Origin of the sequence: Streptomyces sp. NEAU-sy36 (assembly GCF_013423905.1) — a bacterium.
Taxonomy (GTDB): Bacteria; Actinomycetota; Actinomycetes; order Streptomycetales; family Streptomycetaceae; genus Streptomyces; species Streptomyces misionensis.
The window spans coordinates 3126056-3138086 of the sequence record NZ_CP058977.1 but is presented as its reverse complement, the minus strand read 5'-3'; the positions used below and the strand labels follow the sequence as shown (position 1 = coordinate 3138086).

The 12031-nt window shown below is 73.4% G+C and carries 9 protein-coding genes; 5 read left to right on the top strand and 4 right to left on the bottom strand.

Annotation, left to right across the window (positions count from 1 at the left end):
* Positions 1–4: 4 nt before the first annotated feature.
* Positions 5–913, bottom strand: a complete 909-nt coding sequence (locus HZZ00_RS14395) for a GNAT family N-acetyltransferase (protein ID WP_180332559.1) — start codon at positions 911–913, stop codon at positions 5–7.
* A 223-nt stretch (positions 914–1136) separates the two neighbouring features.
* On the opposite strand from HZZ00_RS14395, the gene HZZ00_RS14390 reads away from it, so the two are divergent.
* Positions 1137–2249 (top strand): PP2C family protein-serine/threonine phosphatase, encoded by a 1113-nt coding sequence (locus tag HZZ00_RS14390; protein ID WP_180332558.1) that lies wholly within the window; start codon positions 1137–1139, stop codon positions 2247–2249.
* A gap of 268 nt (positions 2250–2517) precedes the next feature.
* A complete protein-coding gene (locus tag HZZ00_RS14385) occupies positions 2518–3006 on the top strand; it encodes a hypothetical protein (protein WP_180332557.1) in 489 nt (162 codons plus the stop codon).
* A gap of 1071 nt (positions 3007–4077) precedes the next feature.
* Here HZZ00_RS14385 and HZZ00_RS14380 read toward each other — a convergent pair.
* Positions 4078–4251, bottom strand: a complete 174-nt coding sequence (locus HZZ00_RS14380) for a hypothetical protein (RefSeq protein ID WP_180332556.1) — start codon at positions 4249–4251, stop codon at positions 4078–4080.
* 352 nt (positions 4252–4603) lie between these two features.
* Positions 4604–6133 (bottom strand): helix-turn-helix domain-containing protein, encoded by a 1530-nt coding sequence (locus HZZ00_RS14375; protein ID WP_257585786.1) that lies wholly within the window; start codon positions 6131–6133, stop codon positions 4604–4606.
* Positions 6134–6415: 282 nt separating this feature from the next.
* On the opposite strand from HZZ00_RS14375, the gene HZZ00_RS14370 reads away from it, so the two are divergent.
* The 3 genes from HZZ00_RS14370 (at position 6416) to HZZ00_RS14360 (ending at position 9323) form a co-directional block, all read left to right on the top strand.
* A complete protein-coding gene (locus HZZ00_RS14370) occupies positions 6416–7036 on the top strand; it encodes an L-threonylcarbamoyladenylate synthase (RefSeq protein WP_070024555.1) in 621 nt (206 codons plus the stop codon).
* Between the two features lie 139 nt (positions 7037–7175).
* Positions 7176–7931, top strand: a complete 756-nt coding sequence (locus HZZ00_RS14365; RefSeq protein ID WP_180332554.1) for a dienelactone hydrolase family protein — start codon at positions 7176–7178, stop codon at positions 7929–7931.
* A 192-nt stretch (positions 7932–8123) separates the two neighbouring features.
* Entirely contained in the window at positions 8124–9323 is a 1200-nt protein-coding gene (locus HZZ00_RS14360) for a glycoside hydrolase family 64 protein (RefSeq protein WP_180332553.1), read from the top strand.
* Positions 9324–9393: 70 nt separating this feature from the next.
* Here HZZ00_RS14360 and HZZ00_RS14355 read toward each other — a convergent pair whose 3' ends face one another.
* Entirely contained in the window at positions 9394–11715 is a 2322-nt protein-coding gene (locus tag HZZ00_RS14355; RefSeq protein WP_180333506.1) for a M4 family metallopeptidase, read from the bottom strand.
* Positions 11716–12031: the final 316 nt, after the last annotated feature.

Below are 12031 nucleotides of genomic sequence, written 5' to 3'. Positions count from 1 at the left end.
CGTGTCACCCGGCACCGCCCGCGCGGTCGGCCCAGAAGTTCACCCGCTCCCGCACCACCGGGTAGCCGGCCGTCGCGAAGTGGGCCGCCATCGGGAAGTTGCCCTGGTCGGTGGCGGCGGCGATGAACTCGGCGTCGTGCGCGGCGAGGAGGTGGGTGCACTCGGCGAGGAGGTCGTAGGCGTAGCCGTGGCCGCGCTGCTCGGGGACGACGCCGATGAAGCCGACGCATGGGCCGGCGGGGTTGCGGCCGGGGATGTGGATGCCGACCGGTTCGCCGTCGCGGGTGCGGGCGATCTGCCACCAGGAGCGGGGCGAGGGCATCCAGTGGAAGAAGTCCATCTCCTCCTGGGCGGCCTGTTCCACCCCGCCCTCGGCGACGGCCCGGCGGGCGTGGGCGTCGAGGGTGACGGAGTGGATGCGGCGCAGGAGGTGGTGGAAGACGGCGTCGTCCGGCTCGGGGGCGAAGACCAGGCGGCCGGGGCGTTCGGGCAGGCCGCACTGCGGGGTCCAGCGGTAGAGGAAGCGCTCCACCAGGGGTGTGTAGCCGGCCGAGCGCGCGGCGGCGGTGCGGGTGTCGGCGGCGGCCCGCAGCCGGGGATCGTCGCGCCAGCCGGTGGGCAGGTCGAGTTCGAGTTCGCCGCAGTGCCAGGGCGCGGTCCGCAGCAGTTCGGCCCCGGCCGCCTCCTCGCCCTCGGCGACGTCGAACCAGTTGATCAGCAGCGGCTCGGTGTCTTCCGGCCGCGCCCACCAGGCGGCTCGGGCGACGGTGCGGCCGTCACGCTGGGCGATGCGCTTCCACTCGGGGCGGAAGCCGATCGCCCGGTGCCGCTCGGCGAAGGCGAGCGGGTCGGGCATGGTGTCGAACAGGTGAGCACTGCTCGCGTCGAGCGTGCGGATGACCAGGTCGGTCATGTATGGATTCCTCCGGGATGCGGGGCGCGCTCCCGGTCAGGCCTGGCACACCCGGGCGACGGGAAGGGGGGAGCGCATGATGACAGCGGCCATGACACTCACTCCTTCCACCGGTCTCGGGCGTGCGGCCACACGCTAGGCGGGCCGCGGCTTCGGCGTCCACCGGTTTTCCCGTGCCGTCCATCGGCGGGCCCTCCTCGCGGGGGCGGCGTAGCGTGGGCTTGTGCGTTCGGTGCGCGGGTGGTCGTCGCGCGGGAGCCAGGAGGATCGCGGCTGGTTGCGGGGCGCGCCGCCGCCGTGGTGGATACGGCTGCTGCCGGTGCTGCTGCTGGTCGCGGTGACCCTCGCGGCGACCGTCACGCCGCATGCCGGGGATCTCGGTTTCCTCCTCGGGGCGATACCGCCGCTGGCCGTGCTGTCGTACGGCCCCGCCGGCACCGCGCTGCTGGGCGCCCTGGTGGTCCTGGCGCTGAACGTGCCGGGCACCCATCTGAACCGGCCCGGCAACACCGATCTGCTCACCATCGCGTTCGTCGCCGTGCTCAGCGTGCTGGTGGCGTTCGTGAGCAGCCGCCGCGACGCCCAGCTGCGGGTGGAGCGCGCCATCGGGGAGGCGGTGCAGCGGGCCGTGATGCCGCCGCTGCCGGCGCGGGTCGGGCGCATCGGCTGCACGGGCTTCTACCGAGCCGCCGAGAACGGCACGCTGGTGGGCGGGGACTTCTTCGACGTGCGGGAAGGGCCGTACGGCGTACGGGCGGTGATGGGTGATGTCCGCGGGCACGGGCTCGCGGCGGTCGCGACCGTGGTGTCGCTGCTGGGGGCGTTCCGGGAGGCGGTCCTGGACGAGCAGGACCTGGAGCGGGTGGCGGCCCGGATGGACCGCCGGCTCGACGTGGACGCGGCGGGAGTGCCGGACGGGGAGATGTTCGCGACCGCCGTGCTCCTGGAGTTCCAGGGCGAGGCGCGCACCATGCGGGTGGTGGACTGCGGTCATCCGGCACCGGTGCTGCTGCGCGAGGGAGACGCCCGGGAGATCACCGTCCTGCCGGGCACCCCGCTGGGGCTCGGTCTGGTCGGGATCGATCCGCCGAAGGAGGTCACGGTGCCGCTGGAGCCGGACGACCGGCTGCTGCTGGCCTCCGACGGCGTCTGGGAGGCGCGGTCGCGCTCCGGGAGCTTCTATCCGCTGCCGGACCGGCTCGCGGCCCTCGCGGACACCGGGCACGGCGAGCTGCCCGACGCGGTGTGGGCCGACCTCGCGCGGCTGCGCTACGAGGTGCGCGACGACGCGACCATGCTGGTGCTGGCCCCGGACCCCGGCGACCCCGCGGCATGAGCCCCGCGGGGCCACTGGAGTCGGCGGCGGAACGGCGTGAGAGGGCGACGCGCCCCTCGTGCGGGTGACGCGTCCCCCTCCCCCAACTGACGAACTGGTGCGCGGAGTTCGACGTTCCACCTCAAACGCCAGGGCACGCCACCCCTTCCGCCACATAGAAATATCTACGAGCATGCATATGCCGGGATGTTGTGCGAAGGCACGGAGTGCCCGGACACGGCCGTTTCCTGCGCCCATGGCAGGCGAGCGAGAACATGCGGAGCAGTGCATGACGAACACGATGTGGATGCGGGGCGTGGAATGGCTGGCGGCAGCCGCGGCCGATCCACGGGCGTGCAAGTGGGAGTGGGACCACGGCGAGGGGATCGCGCTGCTGGAGGCGGGACGCTTCTGGGACGTGCTCAGCGTCCCCGAGCGGCTCGGGCTGCTCACCCTGGACCTGCTGTGGCAGCCCGCCCTGCCGGTGCCGGGCCCGACCCTGGTGGACCTCGCGGCGGGCCGGGTCGGCTTCTTCCTGCCGCCGGACCCCTCCGGGGGTTGGGTGGGGGCGGGCCTGCGCCATGCGACCAGGGGCTCCTGGGTCGCGGTGCCGCCGCCGTACCGGCCCGCCCGCTCGCTGGAATGGCTGGTGCCGCCGGACGGCACCGGCACCCTGCACTCCCCCGGCACCCTTGAGGACGCGCTGCGACAGGCCAACGGCTCACTGGCGGTCCTCGCCGCCCAGCCCGGCGGCGACCGGACACCGGACGGCCGGTAGCGGCGGCGGGGCGCGGGGGCGCCGGTGACGTAGGAAAGCCGGGTGGGGGGCGCGGAGCGCGGGTGGCACAGGAAAGCCGGGCGGCGGGGCCGGGAACGCGGGTGGCGCAGGAACGCCGGGCGGCGGGGCCGCGAGCGCCGGTGGCACAGGAACACCGGACGGCGGGGCCGCGAGCGCCGGTGGCACAGGAACACCGGACGGCGGGGCCGCGAGCGCCGGTGGCACAGGAACACCGGACGGCGGGGCCGCGAGCGCCGGTGACGCAGGAACACCGGACGGCGGGGCCGGGAGCGCCAGGCGACGGCAGGCCGAGCGCCGGAGGCCCACGAACGCCAGGTAACGGCTGGAGTGCGCCGGAAGCCCAGGAACGCCGGGCGGCATCGAGCGCGGGCGGCGGCAGGCGGGAGCGCCGCAGGCGCAGGAACACCGGGCGGAGGCAGGCCGGGAGCGCCAGGCGACGGCAGGCCGAGCGCCGGAGGCCAGGGACGGCTGGCGGCGGGGCCGGGGAGCACCGGAAGCCCAGGGAAGCCGGCGGCGGGGCCGGGGCGCGCCGGAGGCCCAGGAACGCCAGGTAACGGCTGGGGTGCGCCCCAGACGCAGGAACACCGGGCGGCGGGGCCGCCGTGGGTCTGAGGCTCAGGGACACCGGGCGGTGGCAGGTCGGGAGCACCGGAAGCCCAGGAACGCCGGGCGGTGGCAGGCCAGGAGCGCCGCAGGCACAGGAACACCGGGCGGCATCGAGCCCAGGCGGTGGGGCCGGGAGCGCCAGGCGACGGCAGGCCGAGCGCCGGAGGCCCAGGGACGGCTGGCGGCGGGGCCGGAACACCGGGCGCCATCGGCCCGGGCGGCGGCAGGCCGGGAAGGCCGGAAGCCAAAGAACGCCGGGCGCCGGGGCCGGAGAGCGCCGCTGGCACAGGAACACCGGGCCGCAGCAGGCCGAGAACACCAGGCGGCGGCCGGGGCGGGCCGGAGGCTCAGGGACGCCGGGCGGCATCGGGCCCGGCGGCGGCAGGCGGGGAACGCCGGAAGCCAAAGAACGCCGGGCGGCAGGGACCGGGGAGCGCCGCAGGTTCAGGAACGCCGGGACGGCTCCGCGGCCGACCCGGCGCGCAGGGCGAGATCGGCGAGTTCGGCGAGGCCGGCCAGGGAGGTCCACGGCAATTCGGGGTCGGTGGGCACGGCCCTGCCCTGCGCCCGCCACTCGGCGACGAGCCGGGCGTAGATCGGCTCCCGGCTCCGCGGCACCCGGGCTCCTTCGACGCGGTCCATCCGATCCCCCCGTGGCATCCGGTCCATCGGGTCCACCCGATCCATTCGATCCGTCCGGCCGATCCGGTCCCAGTGGTTCCTGCCGGGGCAACGTCCGTCGCCCGCCGCCGGTACGCCCGGCGCGGCGGGCTCACCGGGTCGGGTGAGGGCATCGCTCGAACGGGGTCTTCCGCCCGTCCGACAAACAGCCCGTCGGACGGGGGCCGAGAGCACGCGAAGCGGGGCCCCGACCGGCCCCCCGTTCCGGTCGTGCCCCGCGGAAACTGAACCTACGTGCGATACGCGGTCCGGACCAGCGCACCGGTGCCCGGCGCACGGCGTCCGGCACTCACCTGTGCACAGCCGCGTCCGCTTGGTCCGCATTCGCCGGTCCCAAGGCGGGTACGGGCAGCTCACCGGTGACGAGATGGGCGAGGACGACCTCGTAGAGATCGGTGCCGCCGGTCAGCAGCCGGCGTTCCAGGACGGGCTCGGCGGCCCGCACGTGTTCCCGCACGGTCTGGGCGTGCACGCCCCGCGCGTCGGCGGTCGGCCCCGCGTTGGCGTCGGCGGCCAGCCAGGCCCGCAGCGTGCCGCGCAGGTCCCGGCCGTCCTGGTCGAGACGGCCGAGCAGGCCCTCGGCCCACGAGCGCAGCGCGGCGGAACCGAGCAGGTCGGCGAACCGGGCCGGAGGGGGCGGAGCCGTGCCGTCGGGGTCGTACGGTCCCTGCGCCGCCTCGGTGTTCAGCGCGACGTGCGCCACCGCGCGGACGGTGAGGGCGGAGAAGTCGGCGCCGATCAGCGCGGCGACCCGGTCCATCCGGGCGCGTACCGTGTTGCGGCTGACGCCGAGCACCTTGGCCGCGCTCACCGCGGTGAACTCCAGGCCGAGACGGGTGGTGGCGAGGAGTTCGGCGCGGACGTGGTGGGGCAGGGTGTCGAGCGGGCGCAGCACGGCGGCCGACCAGGCGAGCAGCGCGGCGGGGTCCATCAGGCGGGCGGGGCGGGTGCGTTCGGCGTACACGGCGGCCCGCTCCGGGCGGAAGCGGGCCACGGCGAGGGCGGTGACCGCCTGCCCGTAGGCGGTGGCGGTCAGGGCGAGGCGCTGGCGGGGGCTGCCGCCGAGGTAGGTGCCGGGCCGGCCGGCGACCAGGGAGCGCAGCCGCTCCTCCACCTCGGCGGCCGGGCCGAGCACGATGACGTGTCCGTCCATCGCGGGGCAGCGCACGACCAGCGCCCCGCCACCGGTGGCCACGCCGCACTCGTCGGCGATCCGGTCGCGTTCGGCGGCGGAGCCCTCGATGACGTAGACGCGCGCGGTGTCGTTCTCCAGCAGCCCCGGCCACAGGCCCGCGGCGACACGGCGGGCAGAGACGGTGTCCTCCACCATCAGCAGTTGCAGGATGGCGAGGCGCAGATCGGCGGTGGCCCGCCGCAGCCGGTAGCCGGCATGCACCAACTCGCGTTCGCGCAACAGCAGTTCGAGTACGCCCGCGGTGTGGCCGAGGATCTCCGTGGTCTGCCGGTCGAAGGGGTCCCGGCGGGCCACGGCCAGCACGGCGGAGGCGGCCGGGTCCGGTCCGGGGTGCCGTATCCCGACCAGGCGGGCATGGCGGGTGCCGTCGTCAAGCGCCGCGGCGGAGACCCGGCCGGCGGCCACGTCGGCGACGACGGAGGGGTCGAGGGACAGCCGCTCCCCCGCTTCGGCGAGCAGGGTGCCACGCGCGTCCCGGAGGCACACCGACGCCCCGGTGCAGCGGGCGAGCCAGGCCACCAGCCGGTGCAGATCGCGTCCGGCGGGGCGCAGTTGATCGAGCAGTTCCCGCGCCCAGCCGTCGGTCCCGTACGGCTGCGGCCCCTCCTCCGCTCGGCGAGCCACGTGCCCCTCTCCTTGTCGTCCCGGTCGGCCTCGGTGTTCGCAGCGGGACGTTACCCGAGGGTTCATGCCCCCGTCCCCCGCGGACATGGCTTCGCCGGCGGTCCGGAGGGCGGACCGCCGGCGAAGGCGCCGCGCCCGGACGGGGGACTCCGGGCGACTCCACCGTCGGGTGCCCGGGAATCGGGGACGTACACCAGGACGTCCCGCTCCGCTTCGGCGACGCCGGGCGGACCACGCCCCCGGCTGCCGGCCGCGCCGCCCTCCACCGCATAAGCTCGACGAATGGCGAAGTACTTCGACGTGCACCCCGAGAACCCGCAGGCCCGCAGCATCGCGCAGATCGCCGACGCGGTGCGCTCGGGGGCGCTCATCGCGTATCCGACGGACTCCTGCTACGCGCTGGGCTGCCGGCTGGGCAGCCGCGACGGGGTGGACCGGATCCGGGCGATCCGTCAGCTGGACGACCGGCACCACTTCACCCTGATGTGCCGGGACTTCGCGCAGCTCGGTCAGTTCGTGCGGGTGGACAACGACGTGTTCCGGGCCGTGAAGGCGGCCACGCCCGGCAGCTACACCTTCATCCTGCCGGCCACCCGCGAGGTGCCGCGCAAGCTGATGCACCCGAAGAAGAAGACCGTCGGCGTGCGCATCCCGGACCATGTGGTCACCCAGGCGCTGCTGGCCGAGCTGGGCGAGCCGCTGCTGTCCAGCACGCTGCTGCTGCCGGACGAGGAGGAGCCGCTGACGCAGGGCTGGGAGATCAAGGACCGTCTCGACCACGTGGTGGACGCGGTCGTCGACTCCGGGGACTGCGGGACCGAGCCGACGACGGTGGTCGACTTCTCCGGCGGGGAGGCGGAGATCGTCCGGCGGGGCGCCGGGGACACCTCGCGGTTCGAGTGACCGCGGCGGCGCCGCGGCGGACCGGTCGCGAGCGCGTGGATCTTGCGTGGCAGCATGAGACGTGCCCGTCGCGCCCCGCGCCACCGCGGGGCGCGGGGCACCCGCCGTCCGCCACCCACTCCCCAGGAGGCCCGCCAGCATGACCGACGTACAGGGAACATCCGTCGACATCACCACCGAGGACGGCACCGCCGACGCCTACCTCGCCCGTCCCGCGGACGGCGAGCCCCACCCGGGCGTGCTGCTCTACCAGGACGCCTACGGTCTGCGCCCGCAGCTGAGGTCGATGGCCGACCGGCTCGCGGCCGCCGGCTACACGGTGCTGGTGCCGAACGTCTTCTACCGGCACGGCCGCACCCCGATCGGCGAGCTGCCGGAGTTCATCGACCCGTCGGCCGACCCGACCATCTGGCAGCGGATCGGTCCGGTGATGGGCTCCCTCACCCCCGAGCAGTCCCGGCGCGACGCGGACGCGTACCTGGGCTTCCTGGCGGACAGTCCGTTCGTCGCCGAGGGTCCGGTCGCGCTGACCGGCTACTGCATGGGCGCCCGGCTCGCCCTGCGCACGGCCGCCACCCATCCGGACCGGGTGGCCGCGGCGGCCGGCTTCCACGGCGGCAGGCTGGTCACCGACGCCCCGGACAGCCCGCACCGCGGCGCCGGAAACGTCACCGCTGAGCTGTACTTCGGCTTCGCCGACCAGGACGCCTCCATGCCCGAGGAGCAGATCCGCGAGCTGGAGGCGGCGCTGGACAAGGCCGGTGTGCGGTACACGTGCGAGGTGTACCGGGGCGCGCAGCACGGCTACACCCAGGCGGACACCCCCGCCTACGACGAGCAGGCCGACGAGCGGCACTGGGCGGCGCTGCTGGCCCTGCTCGACCGCGCCTTCTGAGCGTTCCGCACCGGCCTGCACCGGCCCGCGGCGCCCGCCCCGTGGCGGGCGCCGGGCCGCGCGGCCAACACCCTTTTCCCGCCCACTCATTGACATGCACGCAACTTCAGCACCACGCTGAGAGCGCTCTCACGCAGGTACGGACCAGGAACCGGAGGTCCGTACGACCCCGACCCCACACGGAGGTGGAGAGTGCCGTACATATCGACTCGCCCCGCGGCAGCGCTGGTTGCCACGGCGGCACTCCTCGGCGGAGCGCTCGCGTTCGGTGCCCAGGACCGCGCCGCGGCCGCCGTACCGGACACCATCGCGCTGACCGTCACCAACAACTCCGGCCGCGCCGAACCCGTGTACCTCTACGACCTCGGCACCCAGCTGTCCTCGGGACGGCAGGGCTGGGCCGACGCGGGCGGTACCTTCCACGCCTGGCCCGCGGGCGGCAATCCGCCCGTTCCCGCGCCGGACGCGGCGATCGCCGGCCCGGCCGCCGGCCAGTCGCTGACGATCCGCATCCCCAAGTTCTCGGGGCGGATCTACTTCTCCTACGGCCGGAAGCTGGATTTCCGGCTCGCCACCGGCGGGTTGGTGCAGCCCGCCGTGCAGAACCCCTCCGACCCCAACCGCGACACCCTCTTCAACTGGTCCGAGTACACGCTCAACGACTCCGGGTTGTGGCTCAACAGCACCCAGGTGGACATGTTCTCGGCGCCGTACTCCGTCGGCGTGCGGCGCTCCGACGGCACCGTGAGCACCACCGGCCAACTGAAACCGGGCGGCTGGTCGGGCTTCTTCAGCGCCCTGCGGGCCCAGTCGGGCGGCTGGTCCGGGCTCGTCCAGACGCGGGCGGACGGCACGGTGCTGCGGGCGCTCTCGCCGCTGTACGGCGTGGAGACCGGGGCGCTGCCCGCGAGCGTGATGGACGACTACGTGAACCGGGTCTGGCAGAAGTACACGACGTCGACGCTGACCGTCACGCCGTTCGCCGACCAGCCTTCCAAGAAGTTCTACGGCCGGGTCTCGGGCGGCGTCATGAACTTCACCGACTCCTCGGGCGCGGTCGTCACCAGTTTCCAGAAGCCGGACGCGGACAGCGTGTTCGGCTGCCACAAGCTGCTGGACGCGCCCAACGACGACGTCCGCGGGCCCATCTCCCGGACGCTGTGCGCCGGTTTCAACCGTTCCACCCTGCTGACCGATCCGAACCAGCCCGACACCACCCCCGGTGACTTCTACCAGGACGCGGTGACCAACCAGTACGCGCGGGCGGTCCACGGGCAGATGGCCGACGGCAAGGCCTACGCGTTCGCCTTCGACGACGTCGGCAACCAGGAGTCCCTGGTGAACGACGGCGCTCCGCAGCAGGCGTACCTCACGCTGTATCCGATGAGCTGAGCACGCCGAAAGGGTCCCGCTCCCCGGCCGGCTGCCGGGGAGCGGGACCCTCGTGTTCAGGTGGCGCGGATCAGCCGGTGGTCAGGGACGTGTCGTCCACGACGAAGCTGGTCTGGAGCGAGGTGTCCTCGACACCGTTGAACTTCAGGGTGACCGTCTGGCCCGCCAGCGAGGACAGGTCGAAGGTCTTCAGGGCGTAGCCGGAGGCCGCGTTGGCGTTCGAGTACGTCGCCAGGGTCTTGGAACCGGCGGTCACCGTCAGCTTGTCGTAGGCGGTGCTGCCGCTCTCGGCGGTGTCGATGTGCAGGTAGAAGGAGAGGGTCGCCTTGCAGCCCGCGGGGATCGTCACCGACTGGGACAGCGTGTCGGTGTGCGAGGTGCCGTACCCGTCCATCCAGGCCTTGTAGGAGCCGCCGTGCGCGGCCTCACCGGTGTCGTTGGTGATCACGCCGCTGCTCGCGGTCCAGCCGGTGTTGCCGGACTCGAAGCCCGGGTTGGCCAGCAGCTGGGTCGAGGTGCAGCCGCCGCCACCGCCGCTGGTGCTGACGGTCCAGGTGAAGGTCGCGGTGCCGGTGGCGCCGGTGGAGTCCTTCACGGTGACGGTGGTGCTGTAGGTCCCGGCCGTGGTCGGCGTACCGGAGATCACACCGGTGGAGCTGTTGATGGACAGGCCGGTGGGCAGGCCGGAGGCGCTGTAGGTGAGCGCGCCGCTGTTGGTGCTGGACGCCTGGACCTGGAGGCTGACCGCGGTGCCCACGGTGGAGGACTGGCTGCCCGGGTTGGTGACGGTGACGCCGCTGCTGGGCGGGGTGATGTGGCTGCCGACGTTGATGCCCGCGAAGGCGTTGCCGACGGCCGCGTACTGCGCCGAGTTGGCGCCGTACAGCGCCGAGGCCGCGTTGAGGGCGGCGGTGCGGGCACCGGCGTAGTTGGTGCTGGACGTCATGTACGACGTCAGCGCCTTGTACCAGATCTGCAGGGCCGCGTCGCGGCCGATGCCGGTGACGGCCACGCCGTCGGAGGTCGGGCTGTTGTAGGTCACGCCGTTGATGGTCTTGGTGCCGCTGCCCTCGGACAGCAGGTAGAACATATGGTTGGCCGGACCCGAGGAGTAGTGCACGTCGAGGTTGCCGACGCCCGAGTACCAGCTGTCCGCCGAGCCGCCGTCCTTGCTCGGCTTGTCCATGTAACGCAGCGGCGTGCCGTCGCCGTTGATGTCGATCTTCTCGCCGATGAGGTAGTCACCGGGGTCCGAGCTGTTGTTGGCGTAGAACTCCACGCCGGTGCCGAAGATGTCCGAGGTGGCCTCGTTCAGACCGCCGGACTCGCCGCTGTAGTTGAGGCCCGCGGTGTTGGAGGTGACACCGTGGCTCATCTCGTGACCCGCCACGTCCAGCGCGGTCAGCGGGTCGTTGTTGCCGCTGCCGTCGCCGTACGTCATGCAGAAGCAGCTGTCGTCCCAGAACGCGTTCACGTACGCGTTGCCGTAGTGGACGCGGGAGTAGGCGCCGACACCGTCGTTCTTGATGCCGCTGCGCCCGAAGGTGTTCTTGTAGAAGTCCCACGTCTCCTGGGCGCCGTAGGCGGCGTCCGCGCCGGCCGTGGCGGCGTTGGAGTTGGTGCCGTCGCCCCAGGTGTCGCTGCTCTGCGAGAACAGGGTGCCGGTGCCGGAGGTGCCGTGGTTCAGGTTGTACGTCTTGTGGCCGCCGCGGGTGGCGTCGGTCAGGGTGTACGACGAGCCGGACTGGGTCGTGGTCAGCGAGACCTGGCCGCTGTAGCGGGTGTTGCCGACGCCGGTCTCGATGCCCTGGTACCGGTACAGCTCCTTGCCGGTGGTGGCGTCGGTGATGACGTGCAGCTTGCTGGGCGTGCCGTCGTCCTGGAAGCCGCCGATCACGGCCTCCCAGGCGAGCTTGGGGGTGCCGTCGCCTGCCCAGATCACCTTGCGGGCGCTGTCGGCGGCGGGCTTGGCGGCGTCCAGGGCCTTGGCGGTCTTCAGCGCCTTGCTCTCGGCGGCCGACTTGGCGACGGTCGCGGTGGTCGAGGACACCGCGATCTTGTGCTTGTTGTTCCAGGTCGTGGTCACGGTCCCGGCGGCCAGCGAGGCGGGCGGGGTGTGCACGACGAGGTCGCCGCCGAGGACGGGCAGACCGTCGTAGGTCCGCTCGTAGCGCGTGTGCAGCGTGCCGTCGGCGTCCTTGACGACGTCCCGGACGACCAGCTTCTCCTTGGCGCCGAGGCCGAGGGTGCGGGCGGTGTCGGCCGTCTTGTCCTGGGCGCTCTGGATCAGGGCCTTGTGCTGCGCCGGGCTGAGCTTGGCCTCCAGGGCACCGGTGCGCAGGGGGCTGAGGTGGTGCGCGGCGGGCGTCGCGGTCGCCGGGACGGCCTGCATGCCGATCGCGAGAAAGGCCGCGGTGGAGAGCAGGGCGGCTCCGACCGTGGCCCGCTTGCGGGAGGGACGCCCTTGGGGCAGATGTCCGTGAGAAAGGGGTCTGTGGGGTCTCACTCTTACTCCTCCTGCAAAGGCCGCCGGGTCGCGGCCGGTGAGGGACCGGGCAGCCGGGTCTGCTGTCCGGAGGGTTGCGCTGTGCGGGGACCGTGGTGCGTGATCCGACCGTGGGGGATCAGCGTGCGCAGGGAGAATGACAGTGTTGACCCGTCCATGTCACCAGGTCGGAAGCCAATCGAGGGTTTTCCCTATGATGTCG